At 72.7% G+C, this 19046-nt stretch carries 17 protein-coding genes; 8 read left to right on the top strand and 9 right to left on the bottom strand.

Annotation, left to right across the window (positions count from 1 at the left end; genetic code table 11):
• Positions 1-215 precede the first annotated feature (215 nt).
• Positions 216-614 carry a helix-turn-helix domain-containing protein gene (locus tag ABII15_RS22545; RefSeq protein WP_353944130.1) on the bottom strand — a complete coding sequence of 133 codons (399 nt, stop codon included), beginning with the start codon at positions 612-614 and terminating at the stop codon, positions 216-218.
• A gap of 98 nt (positions 615-712) precedes the next feature.
• Between ABII15_RS22545 and ABII15_RS22540 the strand changes: the two genes are divergently transcribed.
• The 3 genes from ABII15_RS22540 to ABII15_RS22530 all read left to right on the top strand — a co-directional run bounded on the left by ABII15_RS22540 (position 713) and on the right by ABII15_RS22530 (position 3150).
• A complete protein-coding gene (locus ABII15_RS22540) occupies positions 713-1570 on the top strand; it encodes an SDR family oxidoreductase (protein WP_353944129.1) in 858 nt (285 codons plus the stop codon).
• 113 nt (positions 1571-1683) lie between these two features.
• Complete coding sequence (gene rarD, locus ABII15_RS22535) at positions 1684-2664, top strand: EamA family transporter RarD (RefSeq protein WP_353944128.1); 981 nt, start codon at positions 1684-1686, stop codon at positions 2662-2664.
• Positions 2665-2700: 36 nt separating this feature from the next.
• On the top strand, positions 2701-3150 hold the full coding sequence (locus tag ABII15_RS22530) for a VOC family protein (RefSeq protein WP_353944127.1): 450 nt from the start codon (positions 2701-2703) through the stop codon (positions 3148-3150).
• Positions 3151-3175: 25 nt separating this feature from the next.
• On the opposite strand, the gene ABII15_RS22525 is transcribed toward ABII15_RS22530, so the two are convergent.
• Positions 3176-4024: an oxidoreductase gene (locus ABII15_RS22525; RefSeq protein ID WP_353944126.1), complete on the bottom strand. Its 849-nt coding sequence runs from the start codon at positions 4022-4024 to the stop codon at positions 3176-3178.
• 136 nt (positions 4025-4160) lie between these two features.
• Between ABII15_RS22525 and ABII15_RS22520 the strand changes: the two genes are divergently transcribed.
• Together ABII15_RS22520 and ABII15_RS22515 are read left to right on the top strand one after the other, a co-directional pair.
• Entirely contained in the window at positions 4161-5072 is a 912-nt protein-coding gene (locus tag ABII15_RS22520) for a LysR family transcriptional regulator (RefSeq protein WP_353944125.1), read from the top strand.
• 59 nt (positions 5073-5131) lie between these two features.
• Positions 5132-5758, top strand: coding sequence for an NAD(P)H-dependent oxidoreductase (locus ABII15_RS22515; protein WP_353944124.1), 627 nt, complete (start codon positions 5132-5134; stop codon positions 5756-5758).
• Positions 5759-5761: 3 nt separating this feature from the next.
• On the opposite strand, the gene ABII15_RS22510 is transcribed toward ABII15_RS22515, so the two are convergent.
• From ABII15_RS22510 to ABII15_RS22495, 4 genes are all read right to left on the bottom strand, one after another.
• A complete protein-coding gene (locus ABII15_RS22510; protein WP_353944123.1) occupies positions 5762-6649 on the bottom strand; it encodes an ABC transporter permease in 888 nt (295 codons plus the stop codon).
• Positions 6636-7595, bottom strand: a complete 960-nt coding sequence (locus tag ABII15_RS22505) for an ABC transporter ATP-binding protein (RefSeq protein WP_353944122.1) — start codon at positions 7593-7595, stop codon at positions 6636-6638. Before ABII15_RS22505 ends, ABII15_RS22510 begins: the two co-directional genes overlap by 14 nt.
• A gap of 78 nt (positions 7596-7673) precedes the next feature.
• Positions 7674-8873: a DUF2092 domain-containing protein gene (locus ABII15_RS22500; RefSeq protein WP_353944121.1), complete on the bottom strand. Its 1200-nt coding sequence runs from the start codon at positions 8871-8873 to the stop codon at positions 7674-7676.
• A gap of 219 nt (positions 8874-9092) precedes the next feature.
• Positions 9093-10103, bottom strand: coding sequence for a polyprenyl synthetase family protein (locus ABII15_RS22495; protein WP_353944120.1), 1011 nt, complete (start codon positions 10101-10103; stop codon positions 9093-9095).
• A gap of 305 nt (positions 10104-10408) precedes the next feature.
• Here ABII15_RS22495 and ABII15_RS22490 point away from each other — a divergent pair, with 305 nt between their 5' ends.
• Positions 10409-11914 carry a peptide MFS transporter gene (locus tag ABII15_RS22490; protein WP_353944119.1) on the top strand — a complete coding sequence of 502 codons (1506 nt, stop codon included), beginning with the start codon at positions 10409-10411 and terminating at the stop codon, positions 11912-11914.
• Between the two features lie 9 nt (positions 11915-11923).
• Positions 11924-13933, top strand: coding sequence for a CocE/NonD family hydrolase (locus tag ABII15_RS22485; RefSeq protein ID WP_353944118.1), 2010 nt, complete (start codon positions 11924-11926; stop codon positions 13931-13933).
• A 62-nt stretch (positions 13934-13995) separates the two neighbouring features.
• Here the strand turns inward: ABII15_RS22485 and ABII15_RS22480 are convergent, their stop codons facing one another.
• The 3 genes from ABII15_RS22480 to ABII15_RS22470 all read right to left on the bottom strand — a co-directional run bounded on the left by ABII15_RS22480 (position 13996) and on the right by ABII15_RS22470 (position 17466).
• Entirely contained in the window at positions 13996-14799 is an 804-nt protein-coding gene (locus ABII15_RS22480) for an HAD family hydrolase (RefSeq protein WP_353944117.1), read from the bottom strand.
• A gap of 133 nt (positions 14800-14932) precedes the next feature.
• Complete coding sequence (locus tag ABII15_RS22475) at positions 14933-16135, bottom strand: FAD-dependent oxidoreductase (protein ID WP_353944116.1); 1203 nt, start codon at positions 16133-16135, stop codon at positions 14933-14935.
• Positions 16132-17466, bottom strand: coding sequence for an ATP-grasp domain-containing protein (locus tag ABII15_RS22470; RefSeq protein WP_353944115.1), 1335 nt, complete (start codon positions 17464-17466; stop codon positions 16132-16134). The genes ABII15_RS22475 and ABII15_RS22470 overlap by 4 nt, the downstream gene beginning before the upstream one ends.
• 248 nt (positions 17467-17714) lie before the next feature.
• Between ABII15_RS22470 and fahA the strand changes: the two genes are divergently transcribed.
• Positions 17715-18956 (top strand): fumarylacetoacetase, encoded by a 1242-nt coding sequence (fahA, locus tag ABII15_RS22465; RefSeq protein WP_353944114.1) that lies wholly within the window; start codon positions 17715-17717, stop codon positions 18954-18956.
• Positions 18957-19046: the final 90 nt, after the last annotated feature.

The raw sequence follows: 19046 nt of genomic DNA, 5'->3' as shown, positions 1-19046 counted from the left end.
AGATGAACCCCCGAATTCGGAACGGCGACGAGCGTCCCCCTTCAGGATGCCGGGCGACATACCACATCGCGGGAGGCGGACGGGGGGCGCACAGAAGGATGGCGGGTTCGGTGCGGAGCGGCGCCCCGTCCAAGCGTCTGCCCGGCATCGGGCACGGCCATTCCGGGCCGAACGGCCCTCGGCGACCGAGCCGCCCTCTGTACAGGGAAGTTACGTCACCCGGCCGACCCGGCGAGCCGGGCCTCGTCGTACCTCTCCCGCGCCTCGACCACCGCGCCCATGCGCCGCTCGGTCCACTCCGCGAGCGCCCGCACCTGCTCGGCCGCCTCGCGGCCCAGCGCGGTGAGCGAATAGTCGACGCGCGGCGGGATCACGGGCTTGGCGTCGCGGTGGACGACGCCGTCGCGCTCCAGGGTCTGGAGGGTCTGGGTGAGCATCTTCTCGCTGACCCCGCCGATCTCCCGGCGCAGCTCGCTGAAGCGGAAGGAGCGCTCTTCCAGTGCGAGCAGCACCAGGACGCCCCAGCGGCTCGTGACGTGCTCCAGGACGAGGCGCTGCGGGCAGAGCCCCTCGCCGGGGGACGTCGTCCACTCGCGCACCTTGCTCACTCCCATGCCAGTACCTTACTTCAAAGTGGGTACTTACGAATCCACAGTGCAGGCTTTACGGTGAGGAAGAACGCGAAACAAGCCGCATCAAGGAGTTTTCGGACATGGGTCTCGTCGTCACCGGTGCCACCGGCCACCTCGGCCGCCTCGTCGTCGAAGGGCTGCTCGCCGCGGGGGTGCCCGCCGGGGACATCGCCGCGGTCGTGCGCAGCCAGGAGAAGGGGGCCGCGCTCGCCGCCCGCGGCGTCGGGCTGCGGATCGCCGACTACAGCGCGCCCGAGACGCTGAAGGACGCCTTCCGGGCCGGCGACCGGGTGCTGTTCGTCTCCGGCAGCGAGGTCGGGCAGCGGGTGTCCCAGCACCGGGCCGTGATCGAGGCGGCGAAGGAGGCCGGGGTGGCGCTGCTGGCGTACACCGGCGTCCTGGGCGGCCCCGACGCCGACTTCACCCTCGCCGACGAGCACAAGGTCACCGAGCAGGCGATCCTCGACTCGGGGCTGCCGTACACCTTCCTGCGCAACGGCTGGTACCACGAGAACTACACGGAGAACCTCGCCCCGGTCCTGGAGCACGGCGCCGTCGTGGCGAGCGCCGGCGAGGGGCGCGTCGCCTCGGCCTCGCGCGCCGACTACGCCGCGGCCGCCGTCGCCGTGCTGACCGGCGAGGGCCACGAGAACCGGGTGTACGAGCTGAGCGGCGACACCGCCTGGTCGCTCGCCGAGTACGCGGCCGAGGTGGCCCGGCAGTCCGGCAAGGACGTCGCCTACCGCTCGGTGACGCCGGCGGAGAACCGTGCGGTGCTGGTCGGCGCGGGCGTCCCGGCCCCGTTCGCCGACATCCTCGTGGACGTCGACGCCGCCATCGAGAAGGGCCTGCTGGCGCGCGGCGACGGCGACCTCGCGCGGCTCATCGGCCGCCCGACGACGCCGGTCGCGGAGGCCATCGCGGAGGCCCTCAAGTAGCCCGGCCCGACCGTCAGGACCGTATCGCGATACGGGAATGACACGCCCGCCCCGCGGCGCTACCTTCGTGGTGGCCGCCGCGGGGCTGCCGTGCGTCTGGAGGAGGGGCTGCGTTGGCCGAGGGCGAGAACGAGAAGCAGAGTCGGGCCGGGGTCGCCAACGGCGCGGCGGCCTATGTGATGTGGGGCCTGGTCCCCCTGTTCTGGCCGCTGCTCAAGCCCGCGGGCGCCGGGGAGATCCTGGCCCACCGGATGGTGTGGTCGCTGGTCGTGGTGGGCGTCGCGCTGCTCTTCGTCCGCAAGTGGGCCTGGCTGCGGGAGCTGGTGCGGCAGCCCGGGAGGCTCGGCCTGGTGATCCTCGCCGCCGCCGTGATCACCGTGAACTGGGGCCTGTACATCTGGTCGGTGAACGCGGGGCACGTGGTCGAGGCGTCCCTGGGCTACTTCATCAACCCGCTGGTCTCCATCGGGCTCGGCGTGCTGCTGCTCGGCGAGCGGCTGCGGCCCGCGCAGTGGGCGGCCGTGGGCATCGGGCTGCTCGCGGTGCTCGTGCTCGCCGTCGGGTACGGGCGGCCGCCGTGGATCTCGCTGGCGCTGGCCTTCTCGTTCGGCACGTACGGCCTGGTGAAGAAGAAGGTCAATCTGGGCGGGGTCGAGTCGCTGGCCGCCGAGACCGCCGTGCAGTTCCTGCCCGCGCTCGGCTATCTGGTGTGGCTGGGCACGCAGGGGCACCTGACCTTCGCCCAGGAGGGTTTCGGGCACGGGGCGCTGCTGGCCTCGACCGGGCTCGTCACGGCGATCCCGCTGGTGTGCTTCGGGGCCGCCGCGATCCGGGTGCCGCTCTCCACCCTCGGGCTGTTGCAGTACCTGGCGCCGGTGTTCCAGTTCGCCCTCGGCATCCTGTACTTCCACGAGGCCATGCCGGCCGAGCGGTGGGCCGGCTTCGGGCTCGTGTGGGCCGCGCTCGCGATGCTGACCTGGGACGCGCTGCGCACCGCCCGGGCCGGCCGGGCGCGTCTGGCGCGGGCGGCGGCAGCCGCCGCGGCCGTTCCCGCCCCGGCGGGCGCCCAGATGCAGCGGGAATCCGCGCGCTGAACGGCCGTTGTCGGTGCCCGGTCCTATAACTGACGCATGACTCTGCACTGGAAACTCGTCGTGGACGCCGCCGACCCGCACGCCCAGGCCGTCTTCTGGGCGGCCGCGCTCGGCTATGAGGTGGAGGACAACGACGCGCTGATCGGCCAGTTGCTCGGCCTCGGCGCGCTGGCCGAGGAGGAGACCGTCGCGTTCCAGGGGCGGCGCGCCTTCCGGGACCTGATCGCCGTACGTCACCCGGACGACCCGGTCGACGAGCGGACCGGGGGCGGGCTCGGGCGGCGGGTGCTGTTCCAGAGAGTGCCGGAGACCAAGACGGTCAAGAACCGGCTGCACCTGGACGTCCACGCGGACCAGGGACGGCGCGACGCCGAGGCCGAGCGGATCACCGGCCTCGGCGCGCGCGTCCTGGAGCGGGTGAAGTCCCAGGGCGGCGAGTGGATCGTGATGGCGGATCCGGAGGGCAACGAGTTCTGCGTGTGCTGACCGGCCGCCCCCGGACCGGGCCGCGTCAGCTGTCGAAGTCCGTGCCCCGGGACGTCTTCTCCCACGTGACGAGGTCGGCCCGCTGCGCGTCCAGGTGGGCGAGGACCGCGTCCAGCGCGTCCCCGCCGAGCGGCAGCCGCAGCGGAGTCGTCTCCGCGTCGAGGGCGAGCCGGATCGCGGCGGCCGCCTTGGCCGGGTCGCCGGGCTGGAGACCGTCGGAGCTCTCCACCATCCGCCGGGTCGCCCCGGCCGTCTCGGTGTACTCGGGCATCTCCTCGGAGAAGTAGGCGGCGCCCTTGCCGAAGAGGTTGGTGCGGAAGGCGCCCGGCTCCACGACGAGGACCTTGATCCCGTACGGCGTGACCTCGGCGGCCAGCCCCTCGGACAGCTGCTCCAGGGCCGCCTTCGTCGCGCTGTACGCGGAGAAGCCGCCGAAGGAGAGCTGGCCGCCGACGCTGCTCATGTTGACGATCGCGCCGCTGCCCCGCTCCCGCATCTGCGGCAGCAGCGCCCGGGTCAGCCGGGCCGGGCCGAAGACGTGCAGGTCGAACAGGTCCCGCAGTTCGGCGTCGGTGGTCTCCTCGAAGGCGCCGACCTGGGTGCGGCCCGCGTTGTTGACGAGGACGTCGACACGGCCGTAGCGGGCCAGGATCTCGGCGGCCACGGCGTCGACCCGCTCGCCGTCGGTGATGTCGAGGGAGATCGCCTCCACCCGGTCGGGGTGGGCGGCGACCAGACCGTCCAGGGCCTCGGCGCGGCGGGCGGTGCCGATCACGGTGTCGCCCGCGGCGACGGCCGCCTCGGCGATCGCCCGGCCGAAGCCGCTGGTCGCGCCGGTCACGAGCCACACCTTGGCGTTGTTGTCGCTGGTCATTCCGGTTCCCCTCCACAGGTCGTAACAGGTCGTACGCATCTGCTCAACTGCCGCGCGGCTCTTGCCCCTTGGCGTGTCTCCATCCTGCTTGCACGGACCGGCCCGCGTCCAAGACCTCCCGTGATAGCCATGGGTTATGGACGTCCATGGGCGCGATCTGCGCTACTTCACCGCGGTCGCCGACGAGTTGAGCTTCACCCGGGCCGCCGAGCGGCTGTACGTCTCCCAGCCCGCCCTGAGCAAGCAGATACGGGCGCTGGAGCGACAGCTCGGCGCCGAGCTGTTCGTGCGGGACCGCCGGACCGTGCGGCTGACCGGAGTCGGCGAGGCGCTGCTGCCGCACGCCCGCGCGCTGCTCGCCGCCTGGGAGAGCGCCGAGGAGGAAGTGCGCCGGGCCCGGACCGCGCAGCGCGGCGCGCTGGTCGTCGGCATGTCGACCAGCCCCGGGCGCGGCCTGCTGCCGGCCCTGCGCTCCCGCCTCCTCGCCGGTCACCCCGGTGCGCGGCCCACGCTGCACCAGGTCGGCTGGGCCGATCCGAGCGCCGGTCTCGCGGACGGTTCGAGCGATGTCGCCTTCGTCTGGCTGCCGCTGCCCGACGGCGAGCGGTACCGGTCGGTGGTGGTCGCCGAGGAGCCCCGGCTCGTGGCGCTGCCGCCGGGCCACCGGCTGGCGGGGCGGGACGCGGTGGACTTCGCGGAGCTGCTCGACGAGCCGTTCCTCGCACTGCCCGCGGAGGCGGGGGCGCTGCGGGACTACTGGCTGGCCCTGGACGCGCGCGCCGGGCGGGCGCCCCGGATCGGCGGGGTCGTGGGCAGCGCCGAGGAGACCCACGAGGCGGTGGCCAACGGGCAGGGGGTGGTGCTGCTGGCCGTGGGCAACGCCTCGCTGATCGTCCGCGACGAGGTGACCGCGGTGCCGGTGCGCGGCATCTCCCCCTCCCGGCTGGCGGTGGCCGCCCGGCACGAGGACGACCGTCCCCTGGTGCGCGCCTATCTGGCCGCCGCCTCGGCGGTCGCCGGGCCGGGGCAGTCCCCTACCGCCATATAGATGCGTCTGCATATACTGCATGCGCACCTATTCGGCGTACGCGCAGCACTGGGGGAACCATGACCACGACCGCCACGACCGTCGCCCCGACCACGGAGACCGGCGCCGCCCGCAGCTTCCTCTTCGTCCTCGGCAGCAGCCGTCCGGGCGGCAACACCGAGACGCTGGCCCGCAAGGCCGCCGAGCAGCTGCCGCCGGGTGTCGGCCAGCGCTGGATCGACCTGGCCGACCATCCCCTGCCCGACTTCGAGGACCTGCGCCACGACAGCGACCACGTCCGCCCCGAGGAGGGCCCGACGGCCGTCCTCCTGGACGCGACCCTGGCGGCCACCGACCTCGTGATCGCCTCGCCGCTGTACTGGTACTCGGTCTCCGCCTCCGTCAAGCGCTACCTGGACCACTGGTCGGGCTGGCTGCGCACCCCGGGCGTCGACTTCAAGAAGACCCTCGCCGGGCGCACCCTGTGGGGCGTGACCGCGCTCGCCCACGAGGAGCAGGAGGTCGCCGACCCGCTGGTGGGCACCCTCAACAACTCGGCCGCGTACCTGGGCATGCGGTTCGGCGGTGTCCTGCTGGGCAACGGCAGCAAGCCCGGCGACGTGCTCAAGGACGAGGAGGCGCTGCGCGAGGCCAAGACGTTCTTCGCGCGACAGGCCCCGCTCGCCGCGTTCCCGTACGAGGGCTAGCCCTTACGCCATGATGTCCTTCGCCGTGAAGCGGGCCCACGCCGCCGAGCCGAACACGGCCGCGTACAGGACCTGGATCTCCAGGTTCTTGACGAGGTCGGTCCAGTAGACCGGTTCGCGCATCAGATCGGCGAAGGACAGCCACTGGTGGGAGAAGAAGTACGGCTGGATCGCGTGCAGCTGCGGGATCTGGTCGAGGATCTGGACCGTGATCAGCAGCCCCACCGTGGTCGCCATCGCCGCGATACCGCTTCCGGTGAGCGTCGAGACGAACAGGCCGAGCGCGGCGATCCCGAGCAGGGAGGCCGCCACGACCAGCGCGATGAGGAACGCCCGCCACAGGCCGTCCCCGAAGCTGATCCACGTACCCGAGATGGTGACCAGGTCTCCGAGCGGGAAGAGGATCGCGCCGGTGACGAGCGCCGAGACCGCCACGGCCAGGGTCGCCACGAGGCAGAACGCCATGGTCGTCGCGTACTTGGTGAGCAGCAGTCGGGTGCGGCCCGCGGGGGCGACGAGCAGATAGCGGAGCGTTCCGGCGTTGGCCTCGCCGGCGATCGCGTCGCCCGCGATCACCCCGACCGACATCGGCAGGAAGAACGGCAGGGTCGCCGCCAGCGAGGTGAAGACCAGGAACAGGCCGTTGTTGGTGATCTGCGCGATGAAGGCCGGGCCCGCGGCGCCCTCGCCGCCGCCCCCGCCGATCCCCGAACCGTCGCTCGTCTCGATCTTGACGGCGATGCCGATGAGGACCGGCACTCCGGTCAGGACCGCCAGCAGCGCGAGCGTGCGCCAGCGGCGGAAGGTGACGGCCAGCTCGGAGCGGAGCAGCCCGAAGGTCCACAGCGCCCGCACCGGCGCCGGGGGCGCCGCCGCCTCAGCCCGCGACATCGAAGCCCTCCCCGGTCAGGGCGACGAACGCGTCCTCCAGGGACGCCCGCTCGACGCCGAACCCGCGCACCCGCACCCCCGCCGCCACCAGGGCCGCGGTCAGGTCCGCGAGATCCGTCTCCGGGGGCGGCGGCTCGGCCGTCACCCGCTCGCCCTCCGCCGCCAGGACCGTTATGCCGTGCTCCTTCAGTACGTGGCGGGCGTCCGCCGGGTCCGGGGTGGTGACGGTGAGCCTGCCGCGGGCGCCCGCCGCCAGCTCGGCGACCGGGCCCTGGGTGAGGAGCCGGCCCTGCGCCATCACGGCCGCGTGCGTGCAGACCTGTTCGATCTCGTCGAGGAGGTGCGAGGAGAGGAAGACGGTCGTGCCGTCGGAGGCCAGCTCCCGCACCAGGGTTCTGATCTCGCGCATGCCCTGCGGGTCCAGGCCGTTCGTCGGTTCGTCCAGGACGAGCAGCCTGCGCGGCTGGAGCAGGGCGGCGGCCAGGCCGAGCCGCTGCTTCATGCCGAGCGAGTACGCCTTCGCCTTCTTGGCCGCGGCGGGCGTCAGGCCGACCCGGTCCAGGGCGCGCGCGACCCGGGCGCGGCGGGTGCGCGGGTCGGCGGTGGGGTCGGCCGCGTCGAAGCGCAGCAGGTTGTCCCGGCCGGACAGGAACCCGTACAGGGCGGGCCCCTCGATCAGCGCGCCCACCTGCGGCAGCACGGTCCGCGCCGCGCGCGGCATCGGGTGGCCGAGCACCCGGGCGGTGCCGCCGGTCGGGTCGATCAGGCCCATCAGCATGCGGATGGTGGTGGTCTTGCCCGAGCCGTTGGGCCCGAGGAAGCCGAAGACGGCGCCCTCCGGGACGGTCAGGCTGAGCCGGTCGACGGCCGGACGGCCCCCGCGGTACCGCTTGGTGAGCTCCTGGGTCTCGATCACCGAGACGGCCGCTCCGGCCGACGCCGCCATACCCCTCCTCGTATGCCGGACGGTGAGGGGGCGGTGTGCGCCGCCCCCTCACCGTCACTGTCCGCCGCCTGTCCGGGCTCAGCCCGCGTCGGCCGCCTTGACCAGCGCGTCCTTGGTAACCGCGCCGGCGTAGACCGTGCCGTCCTGGGTGACCAGGACGTTCACCAGGCGCGTCGAGTAGACCGTGCCGGTGCCGAAGTCGCCCTTCACCCGGTCCCCGAGCGAGCTCAGGAACTTCGAGGCGTCGGGCGGCAGGTCGCTGCTGCCCGCCCCGGAGGCCAGGCCCGCCGCGTCCTTCGGCAGCTTCAGCTCGGCGACCGAGGTCCAGCCCTTGCCGATCACGTTCAGCCCGTCGAGGCCCTGGGCGCCCTTGAACTCCTCGTGCCCCTTGCCCGGACGGTCCTGCGCCGGCAGGTCGTCCGCCTCGGTGACCTTGGTGCCCTTCGCCGGCTTGAAGTCGAAGGTGGACGCCGCGGGCTTGCCGAAGTCGACGCTGGTGAAGCCCGCGTCGACGACGGCCGCGCCGCCGCTCGCCGGGGTCAGCGTGAACTTCAGCGGCGTGCCGGTCTTCGCGTCGACGGACACCGTGACCGCGCCGACCGTCGAACCGGCCTGCTTCGGCTTGATCTGCAGCCGGTAGGCGTCCCGGCCCGCGACCTGCGCCGTGCCGTCGACCGTGATCGACGTGTGGTCGCCGGACGCCTTGAGGATCTCGTCGGTCAGCTCCTTGGGCGTCGCGGGAGCCTCGGAGCCCCGCTGCCCCTTGTCGTGCTTGCCGTCGGCGGTGGCGTGGTAGGCCTCGTCCGACGCGCTGTCGTAGGCCCACAGATCGTCGCCGTTGTGGATCACGCTGTACTCGGACGCGTCGCCGAGCACCGACAGCTTCTGCCGGTCCTGGCCGTCGGCGGCGACCCGCAGCGTGTGGGAGCCGCTCGCCAGCTCGGTCAGCTTCTCCTTGGGGTCGGCCGACGAGGAGCCCTTGCCCGCGGCGCCCCCGAACGAGGACGCGGCGCTGCCCAGCGAGGGCAGCCCCAGATCCGTGTGGATCTTGACGGTGCCGGACAGCCGCTCGGTGTCCGACGCGGCGATCTTCTCGATGAGCTCCCGGGCGGTGACCTTCGGCAGGTCCGGGTCGCCGGAGTCGGCGAGCGCCGGGACGAGCCCGATCGCCGCCGCGGCCACACCCACCACGGCCACCGGGACCGCGTACCGGACGGCTTTGCGGCGCACGGCGCTCTGGCCGGCGCCCTGGCTGTCTTCGGTTTCGTACGGTGCCATGTCTGTTGCCCTACCTCCGTGATCGGCGGCGGCGTCCACCCCAAGCCGCCATTCTCACCCGAATTGGTCAGGAGTGGTGTACTCAATCTGACCAAACCGGCCACGGTGAGGCGTCAGCCCGCGGGATCAACTCCGCGTACGCCTACGGGATGACACGGAGGGACCGACCCTTGGGTGTGACCTGCGTCACACCTGGTCCGGCCCCTCGGTACCGCCGTCCTAACCGGCGCGGTGCACCACCGCGTCGCACAGCTCCGTCAGCGTCACCTTCGCCTCGCACTCCGGGAGCGGGGCGAGGGCCGCGCGGGCGTCCTCCGCGTAGCGGACCGTGTCCCGGCGGGCCTGCTCCAGGGCCGGGTGGGCGCGCAGCCGGGCGACGGCCTCGGCGAGCCGGTCGTCGTCGGTCAGGTCCGCGTCGAGCAGCTCGACGAGCTCCGCGTCCTCCGCGAGACCGAGCCGCTCCGCGCGCTCGCGCAGCCGCAGCACCGGCAGCGTGGCGATGCCCTCGCGCAGGTCGGTGCCCGGGGTCTTGCCCGACTCGTGCGAGTCGGAGGCGATGTCGAGCACGTCGTCGGCGAGCTGGAAGGCGACGCCGAGCCGCTCCCCGTACTGCGTCAGGACGTCCACGACGGTCTCGTCGGCGCCGGACATCATGGCGCCGAAGCGGCAGGCCACGGCGACCAGCGAGCCGGTCTTGCCGCCGAGCACGTCCAGGTAGTGGTCGACCGGGTCGCGGCCGTCGGCCGGGCCCGCGGTCTCCAGGATCTGGCCGGTGACCAGGCGCTCGAACGCCTCCGCCTGGATCCGCACGGCGTCCGGGCCGAGGTCGGCGAGGATGTGCGAGGCGCGGGCGAAGAGGAAGTCGCCGGTGAGCACGGCCACCGAGTTGCCCCAGCGGGTGTTGGCGCTGGCCACCCCGCGGCGCACGTCCGCCTCGTCCATCACGTCGTCGTGGTAGAGCGTGGCCAGGTGGGTCAGCTCGACGACGACGGCGGAGGGCACGACGCCCGGCGCGTACGGGTCGCCGAACTGGGCGGCGAGCGCCACGAGCAGCGGCCGGAACCGCTTGCCCCCGGCCCGCACGAGGTGCTGGGCGGCCTCCGTGATGAAGGGGACCTCGCTCTTGGTGGCCTCGAGCAGTCCCTCCTCGACAGCCGCCAATCCGGCCTGGACATCGGCTTCGAGAGCCTGGTCCCTCACGCTGAGACCGAAAGTCCCGACGACGGTCACGAGTGGGTCTCCTGTCTGCTGACGATCACGACGATCACATGGCGAAACGCGGTCGATCTCGGCCGGTCCCTCGGCCGGTCCCGGCGGCGCTTCCGACCTCGCACGCACCGTCGCTCCCGGCTTCGATCTCGATCGATCATTCGGTCGATGACACGGATTGTCGATGTGTCGCTGCCATCACCCAAGTCAGCGTATCCGGTCGCGTTTCGATCACAGGGGGCACCTGCCCGTGCAACCCAGATCGAGCGGGTCCCAGACACCCCCGGTATGTTCTTGATCAGCCGATACGACCGGGAGTACGCCTCTTGTCCCGCACCACCACAGACCCCGACAGCGCGGCCGACCAGCCGCCGCCGGGCGACGACACCGCCTTCTTCGGGCAGCCCCGCGGGCTGCTGACGCTGTCGGGCCTGGAGGTCTGGGAACGATTCTCGTTCCTGGGCATGCAGGCCATTCTCGTCCTGTTCTTCGCCGATACCGTCGCACACGGCGGCATGGGCATGGATCCCGGCACCGCCGCGTCGGTCTCGGCCGCGTACGGCACGCTGGTCTATCTGGTCTCCGTCGCGGGCGGCTGGCTCGCCGACCGGATCCTCGGCTCCTACCGCGCGGTGCTGTGGGGCGGCATCCTCATCGCCTGCGGCCACTACTCCATGGCGGTGCCGACCGCCACGATGACCTGGGTGGGCCTCGGGCTGATCAGCGCCGGCACCGGCCTGCTCAAGCCGAACGTGGCCACCATGGTCGGCAAGCTCTACCGCACCGACGACGAGCGCCGCGACGCCGGTTTCGCCCTGTACTACATGGGCATCAACATCGGCGCCTTCGCCGGACCGCTGATCACCGGCTGGCTCGGTGACCACAAGGGCTGGCACTGGGGCTTCTCGGCGGCCGCGGTCGGCATGACCTTCGGCCTCATCCAGTACGTGGCGGGCCGCCGCCACCTGGCCGGGCGCAAGGCCGCCGCCGAGTACCGGCTGCCGGACGACGCGCTGCGCCGGGCGGTCCGCTCCATCGTGATCGGCGTCGTCGTGGTGGCCGCGCTCGCCGCGCTCCTGGCGGTGGTCGGCTGGCTCACCATGGACCGCTTCGTGGACCTGCTGACGATCATCTCGGTCGTCGCGCCGGTCGTGTACTTCGTGGTGATGTTCCGCAGCCCGCGGGTCACCCCGGAGGAGCGCGGCCGGCTCAGGCCCTATCTGGTCCTCTTCGTGGCCTCGGTCGCCTTCAACTTCATCCTGTTCCAGGCCTACTCCACGATGATGCTGCTGGCCTCGACGAACGCGCGGACCGAGATCTTCGGCTTCCACTTCCCGGCCAGCTGGTACGCCTCCGCGCTCGGCGCCTTCGAGGTGGCGCTCGCGCCGGTCGTCGCCACCGTGTGGGCGCGGATGGGCCCGCGCCAGCCGCACGCCTCCAACAAGATCGCCATCGGTGTGATCCTCGGCGGTCTGTCCTTCGTCCTCATGGTGCTGCCCACATCCGGGCACAGCGGCGACACCTACCTGATGTCCGCCTGGTGGATCGTCGGCTCGTACCTGCTGCTGGGCCTCGGCGACATCCTGCTGGAGACGTCGGGCATGTCGGCGACCACCAAGCTCGCCCCGAAGGCCTTCGCCAACCAGACGATGTCCCTCTGGTTCCTCTCCCTCGCCCTCGCCAACGGCATCCAGGCACAGACCGTGAAGCTCTACGGCGAGGTCTCCAACCCCGCGTACTTCGGCGTCAACGGCGCCATCGCCATCGCGGTCGGCGTCGCCGTGATCGCCCTGGCGCCGTGGCTGCGCCGCACCATGCACCCCGTTCACTGAGGTAACCCCATGAGCACTGCTGCCCCCCGCATCCAGACCGAGTTCCCCTACGGCACGACCCGTGAGGACATCCGCGTACCCCTCTCGGACGGGACGACGCTCTTCGCCCGCGTCTGGCGCCCGGTCACCGACGAACCGGTTCCGGTGCTCCTGGAATACCTCCCCTACCGGCTCTCCGACTGGACGGCGCCGCGCGACTGGCAGCGCCACCCCTGGTACGCGGGCCACGGCTACGCCTCCGTACGCGTCGACGTGCGCGGGCACGGCAACTCCGAGGGCCTGCCGGGCGACGAGTACGACGCGCAGGAGCTCAGCGACGGCGTCGAGGTCGTCAACTGGCTGGCCGAGCAGCCCTGGTCGTCCGGCAAGGTCGGCATGTTCGGCATCTCCTGGGGCGGCTTCAACTCCCTCCAGATCGCGGCCCTGGCCCCCGAGCCGCTGAAGGCGATCGTCACGGTCTGCTCCGCGGACGACCGCTACGACAACGACGTGCACTACACGGGCGGTTCGGTCCTCGCCGTCGACATGCACGCCTGGGCGGCCACGATGCTGGCGTTCGTGTCGCGCCCGCCGGACCCGCAGTTCGTCGGCGACGGCTGGCGCGAGATGTGGACCGAGCGTCTGGAGGCCGTCGACCCGTTCATCCACACCTGGCTGAAGCACCAGACCCGCGACGACTACTGGCGGCACGGCAGCGTCTGCGAGGACTACTCGGCGATCAAGGCCGGCGTCCTCGCGGTCGGCGGCTGGCACGACCCGTACCGCGACACGGTGCTCCGGCTGGTCGAGCACCTCCCGGACGACCAGGTGCGCGGCCTGATCGGGCCGTGGTCGCACCAGTACCCGGACCGCGGCCTGCCGCCGGGCCCTGCGATCGGCTTCCTCCAGGAGACGCTGCGCTGGTGGGACCACTGGCTGAAGGGCGAGGACACCGGGGTGCTGGCCGAGCCGAAGCTCCGCTCGTACATCAGCGACTCGCACCCGCCCGCGACGGTCTACGACACGCTGCCCGGCCACTGGGTCGGCGACCCGTCCTGGCCGTCCCCGAACGTCACGACCGTCTCGTACGCGCTTCAGGGCTCCCCCGTCGTCGTGCGCTCCCCGCAGCACACGGGCCTGGACGCGGGCCGCTTCTTCCCGTTCGGCAACGACGCCGACCTGCCGCCCGACCAGCGCGACGAGGACGCCAAGAGCGCCTGCTTCGAGTTCGAGGTGCCCGAGGACGCCCAGGTGCTCGGCCGGCCGCGGGTCACCCTGCGGGTGACCTCGGACGCGCCGCGCGGGCAGATCGTGGCCCGGCTGTGCGACATCGCGCCGGACGGCTCCTCGACGCTGGTGACCCGCGGGGTGCTCAACCTGTCGTCCCGGCACGGCCGTGCGGCGAACGTGCCCTGGCTGCCCGGGTCGACCGAGGACGTCACCTTCGAGCTGAACGGCATCGGCCACTCCTTCCCGGCGGGCCACCGGATCCGGCTCGCGGTCTCCTCGGCGTACTGGCCGTGGGTGTGGCCGCAGGCAGGTTCGCAGGCCGGGTTCACGCTGAACCCGGTGGGCAGCGCGCTGGAGCTCCCGGTCAGGTCGGCCGAGCCGGGCGGCACCATCGCCTTCGAGGCCCCGGAGCAGTCCCCGCCGCTCGGCGTCGTCTACCCGGCCTCCCTGGAGGAGCAGCGCCCCGAGCGGCTCGTCGTCCGGGACGTCGCCAAGGGCGAGTGGAAGCTGGAGGTCGACCCGCGCTACGGCGGCACCCGGATCTACCCGGACGGCCTGGAGTTCACCGAGGACGCCGTGGAGACGTACGTCGTCCAGGAGGACGATCCGCTGTCGGCGCGCACCCGCTCCGACTGGTCGATCCGCCTGCACCGGCCGGACATGGCGTGGGACGCGACGGTGCAGACCCGCTCCGAGATCTCCTGCACCGCGACCGAGTTCGTCACGTCGAACGAGGTGGTGTGCCGGGACGGCGGCGAGGTCGTGTTCCACCGGACGTGGGAGGAGCGCATTCCGCGCACGGCGGGGTGATGTGTGCTCCGCGCGGCGGCTTCCGGGTCGTTCGTCGTCCGCGGGCCGGTGGGGGCCGGCCGTCAGCCGAAGAGTCGTTCCAGGACGACCGCCACCCCGTCCTCCTCGTTCGTCGCGGTGATCTCGTCGGCGACGGCCTTCAGCTCGGGGTGGGCGTTGGCCATGGCGACCCCGCGCGCGGCCCAGCCGAACATGGGGACGTCGTTGGGCATGTCGCCGAAGGCGAGCGTGTCGGCGGGGCCCACGCCCACCCGCTCGGCGGCGAGTTCGAGACCCGTCGCCTTGGTCACGCCGCGCGGCTGGAGTTCAACGGTACCGGGCCCCGACATGGTGACGGTGGCGAGCGGGCCGACCGCCGCGCGCGCCACGGCGGCCAGTTCGTCGTCGGCCAGCGCGGAATGGCGCAGAAGCACCTTGCTGATGGGCTCCGCCCACAGGTCCGCCCGGCGGTGCACCCGTACCGCCGGCAGGGTCGGGTGCGGCATCAGATAGCCGGGCTCGATCAGCGTGAGCCCGTCCACGCCGTCCTGGTCCACGGCCGCGTACACCTGTCCGGCCTCGGCCTCGATCTTTCCGAGGGCCTGCTCGGCAAGCTCCCGGTCGAGGGTGAGCGACCAGAGCAGGCGGTCGTGCGCCGCGTCGTACAACTGCGCGCCCTGCGCACACACCGCGAGCCCCGCCCCGCCGAGGTCGCTGAGGAGCGGCTGCACCCGGGGGGCCGGGCGCCCGGTGACCACGATGTGCCGGGCCCCGGCGGCGGCGGCCCGCGCGAGGGCGTCCCGCGTCCGGTCCGAGACGGTGTCGTCCCCTCGCAGCAGCGTGCCGTCCAGGTCAGTGGCGATGAGTGCATATGCGGGTGCGGGCATGATCCGAAGAATACGGATCGAAGGCACCGGGGGACCGACGCGTACCGGCCGCCCTTGCGCCGATCCCCCGGCCCGGGCAGCGGTGACCGTCTTGTCAGCTCTTCGGGTCACCGCGCGGCCGCCCGCTGACGCCCTAGCCGTGCCGGGCCGCGAGGTGCGCGGCCAGCCGCGGCGAGGCGAACTCGGTGCCGCACACGAAGCGCATCACCGGGCCGTACGACGACCCGCCCAGCATGCCCGTGAAGTACAGGCCGGGAACCGACGAGACGAAGCCGGCGCCGAGCCGCGGGGTGCCCCGGCTGGCCGCGATGCGGGTGCGCAGACCGTCGCCGAGGAACGGCATCGCGGCCAGATCCACCCGGTACCCGGTCGCCGCGACGACATGGTCCGCGATCAGCTCCTCGCGCCGCCCGCCGAGCGTGCGGACCTGCACCACCGGCGCGCCGCCCGCCACCGTCACCCGCTGCACCGCCGCGACCTCGCGCACGGTCACCCGGCCCTCGAACCGCTCCCGCAGCCACCACGCGCCGAGCGGCCCGAGCACCCGCTTGACCAGGTAGTGCCGCGTGGCGGGCGGCAGCCGCCGGTACTGGTGCGGGTAGTAGGTGAGCGCGTACAGCGACCAGGCGTTGCCGAACGGGGTCGCCGGGCGGTGCCGCGGCTGCTCCCACGGCGGCGCCCCGAACCGCACCCGGCCCCGGCCGCGCGCCACGATCCGCGCGCTCGCCCCGGCCTCCGCCGCCAGCGCCGCCGTCTCCAGGGCGGACTGGCCCGCGCCGACGACGATCAGCTCCTTGCCGGCGAACCGCGACAGGTCGTGGTGCTGGGAACTGTGCGAGAGCGGGCCGGTGGGCGAGGGCCCGTCCGGGGCGGCCGCGGCGAACTCGTGCGGCAGATGCTCCAGGCCCGACAGGCCGCTGGCGACGACGACGGCGCGCGCGGTGAACTGCTCGCCGGAGTCCAGCTTCAGTTCGAAGCCCGCGGTGCCGCGCCGGTCGACCGAGACGACCCGCACCCGCTCCAGGCCGGGCACCAGCTGCCGCTGGAACCACTCGCCGTACGCGACGAAGGTCTCGGCGCTGATCAGGTCCTCGTCCGTGACGAGGCGCCGCAGACCGGCGGCGTCGCAGTAGTCGACGAGGTCGTGGCCGTGCTGCGGCGCGTCGATGTTCGACGCGGACGGGACGGATTTGAGGATCATGTCCTCGGGCATGTGCGAGCGCCAGCTCACCATGGGCTCCCCGAAGACCCTGACAGGAAGGCCGCGCGCCCGCAGGTGCGCGGCGGTCGACAGGCCGTAGGGGCCCGCGCCGATGACGGCTACCGGATCGATCACGAAGTTCCCTCCCCGGGACGGCAGTCGCGACTGCCACTGCGTCTTTTGCTCCGTGGGACCGCTCGCCCGTGTCCGCTCCCCCGGACCAGGGCGCCGGTCGCTCCGCCGCGGCGGCTGGTCCGCCACAGCCGGTAGAGATGCCGGATGCCGGGTCTGATGATCCGGGCCAGCATCGTGAAGAACGGCCGCGGATCGTCGGCCGCCCACCACGCCAGCTCCGTGCCGCCCGCGCGGGACGGGGCGTGGGGGGTCGTGTAGCCGCTGCGCCGGTACGCGAGCAGGGCCGGCAGGTCGATGTTCTCGACGACGTACCGGTGCCCCGTCCGCTGTTCCCCCTCCGGGACGTCGCGGCCGGTGAGGTGCAGGTGCATGGCGCGAACGACGTCCACCCCCGCCTCGTTCTCGAAGAGGCGGAACTGGGCGCCCGCCCGCGGGTTGAAGTCGAGGAGCTTGTAGCGGCCGTCGCGGCGGTCGAAGCGCAGATCGAGGTCGACGATGCCGGTGAAGCCGATCTGCTTGACGAACCGCGCGGCGAGGTCCGCCAGCTCCGGGTTGTCGACGACGTACGCGTGCGCGGTCATGCCCGCGTGCGGCGGCCAGGAGCGCACCTTGACCCCGGTGAACATCGCCCGGGGCACGGAGTCCTGGCCGATGTACGCGTGCACGATCCAGTCCTCGGCGTCCTCGCGCGGCAGATACTCCTGGAGGATCACGCCGGGCCGCTCGCCCCAGTCCCGCGCCAGGTCGCGCAGGGCGTCGGGGGTGGCGATGCGGGTCGTCCCGGCCACCGCGGGGTGCGCGCGGCGGGTGAACGCCTCCCGGTTCTTGACCACGACCGGGAAGCGGGCCCGCGCCGCGAACTCCTCGATGTCCGCGTGGCTCTCCGGAAAGGCCGCCGCCGGTGACGGGATCCCGTGCTCCGCGCACAGCTCGTGCAGGCCCTGCTTGCTGGCCAGGCGGCGCGGCAACTCCGGCTCCACGGACGGGAACAGGAACCCCGCGTCCGCCAGCGGGCCCTGGTGCTCGGCGATGAGCACGGCCGCCTCCTCGTCGGTCGGGATCATCACGGTGGGCCGGCCGATCCGCCGCGCGATCGTGAGCAGCCCGTCGACCAGTCGCTCCGGCGGCTCCGCCCCGGTGGTCCGCCAGGGAAAGGCGCGGCACAGATAGCGCGAGACCGCGGCCGGCGTGCAACGGTCCTCGGTGATCGCGTACATGGGCACGCCGAGGCGGCCCAGACTGCGGATGGCGCCCACTCCCCCGTGATGCAGCGGATAATCGCCGAACTTCACGATCAGGCCCGGCACTTCACGGTCCACGGCCAACGGCACGGGCCCAGCGCCACCGCGTGCGTCACCGCCATGTCCGGCCACGGGTCCCCCCACGTGTCCTGATCCCCCTCCGAACCCGGATCCACCCCGCCCGCGTTCGCCGGACATAGACGCTATGGCGCGCCTGACCACTCCAACAACGGGTCATTCGGACATTGCGAACTCTTTAGGCACTGCCCGAACACCCGGCGTCCACGTAACGTGTGGCCCACCCGTGTGATCCACCCTGGAAAGTGAGGCACGTAGGCATGGCAGCCGCAGCCGCGTCCGAGCACACCCCGCTCGACCCGCTCGACCTCCCCGAAGGCCACCCCTTCGGCCCGCACAACCTTCCCTACGGAGTCTTCAGCCGCGCGGGCGAGAGCCCCCGGGTCGGTGTCCGGCTCGGCGACCACGTCCTGGACGCGGGCGCGGTGGCCGAGTCCCTCGGCTCGCCGCACGGGCCGCTCCTGGCCCGGCGCACCCTCAACCCCCTGCTGGCCGCGGGCCGTTCGGCCTGGTCGGACGTGCGTCGCGCCGTGACGTCCTGGGTGACGGACCCGGCCCACCGCGAAGCGGTCCGCCCGCATCTGCACCCGCTCGCCGCGGTCACGCTGCACCTGCCCTTCGAGGTCGCGGACTACGTCGACTTCTACGCGTCCGAGAACCACGCCACGAACCTCGGCAGGCTCTTCCGCCCCGACGAGGCGGCCCTGAAGCCCAACTGGAAGCACCTGCCGGTGGGTTACCACGGCCGCGCCGGCACGGTCGTGGTCTCCGGCACCGACGTGGTGCGCCCCAGCGGCCAGCGCAAGGGGCCGCAGGATCCGGCCCCGGTCTTCGGCCCGTCGGTCCGCCTCGACATCGAGACCGAGGTCGGTTACGTCGTCGGGGTGCCGTCACCGCAGGGCACGCCGGTCCCGCTCGCCGCCTACCGGGACCATGTCTTCGGCCTGTGCCTGCTCAACGACTGGTCGGCGCGCGACATCCAGAACTGGGAGACGGTGCCGCTCGGCCCGCACCTCGGCAAGTCCTTCGCGACCTCGATCTCCGCGTGGATCACGCCTCTCGAGGCCCTGGACGCGGCGCGCGTGCCCGCGCCCGCGCGCACGGTGCCGCTCCTGCCCTACCTGGACGACTCCGACGCCGAACCCGCGGGCTACGACCTGCGCATCACGGTCACCCTGAACGGCCAGGTCGTCTCCGAGCCGCCCTTCGCCGGCATGTACTGGACGGGCGCCCAGATGCTGGCCCACATGACGGTCAACGGCGCGTCGCTGCGCACCGGTGACCTCTACGGCTCCGGCACCGTCAGCGGCGCCGCCGAGAACGAGCGCGGCTCGCTGATCGAGATGACCTGGAACGGGCAGCGGCCGCTCGAACTCGCCGACGGCAAGCGGGGTTTCCTGGAGGACGGTGACGTGGTCACGCTGACGGCCTGGGCCCCCGGCCCCGCCGGCACCCGAGTACACCTGGGCGAGGTGACGGGCCGCATCACGGCCCGCCTGTAACCCGGCTCCCCGCGCCCCTGGGCGAGCGGAGCTCGTTTCAGGGGCGCGGGGAACGGCGCGAGAAGGGGCCACCGGGCCTGGCCCGGCGAC

Origin of the sequence: Streptomyces sp. HUAS MG91, from assembly GCF_040529335.1 — a bacterium.
Lineage (GTDB): Bacteria > Actinomycetota > Actinomycetes > Streptomycetales > Streptomycetaceae > Streptomyces > Streptomyces tabacisoli.
The sequence above is the reverse complement of the archived record's forward strand: the minus strand, read 5'-3'. Positions and strand labels throughout refer to the sequence as shown.

Coding starts and splice junctions, on each gene's coding strand:
- ABII15_RS22500 (WP_353944121.1), bottom strand. CDS start 8,873: ATGGCACCGTACGAAACCGAAGACAGCCAGGGCGCCGGCCAGAGCGCC.
- ABII15_RS22545 (WP_353944130.1), bottom strand. CDS start 614: ATGGGAGTGAGCAAGGTGCGCGAGTGGACGACGTCCCCCGGCGAGGGG.
- ABII15_RS22505 (WP_353944122.1), bottom strand. CDS start 7,595: ATGGCGGCGTCGGCCGGAGCGGCCGTCTCGGTGATCGAGACCCAGGAG.
- fahA (WP_353944114.1), top strand. CDS start 17,715: ATGGCAGCCGCAGCCGCGTCCGAGCACACCCCGCTCGACCCGCTCGAC.
- ABII15_RS22525 (WP_353944126.1), bottom strand. CDS start 4,024: ATGACCAGCGACAACAACGCCAAGGTGTGGCTCGTGACCGGCGCGACC.
- ABII15_RS22515 (WP_353944124.1), top strand. CDS start 5,132: ATGACCACGACCGCCACGACCGTCGCCCCGACCACGGAGACCGGCGCC.
- ABII15_RS22530 (WP_353944127.1), top strand. CDS start 2,701: ATGACTCTGCACTGGAAACTCGTCGTGGACGCCGCCGACCCGCACGCC.
- ABII15_RS22510 (WP_353944123.1), bottom strand. CDS start 6,649: ATGTCGCGGGCTGAGGCGGCGGCGCCCCCGGCGCCGGTGCGGGCGCTG.
- ABII15_RS22540 (WP_353944129.1), top strand. CDS start 713: ATGGGTCTCGTCGTCACCGGTGCCACCGGCCACCTCGGCCGCCTCGTC.
- ABII15_RS22485 (WP_353944118.1), top strand. CDS start 11,924: ATGAGCACTGCTGCCCCCCGCATCCAGACCGAGTTCCCCTACGGCACG.
- ABII15_RS22520 (WP_353944125.1), top strand. CDS start 4,161: ATGGACGTCCATGGGCGCGATCTGCGCTACTTCACCGCGGTCGCCGAC.
- ABII15_RS22480 (WP_353944117.1), bottom strand. CDS start 14,799: ATGCCCGCACCCGCATATGCACTCATCGCCACTGACCTGGACGGCACG.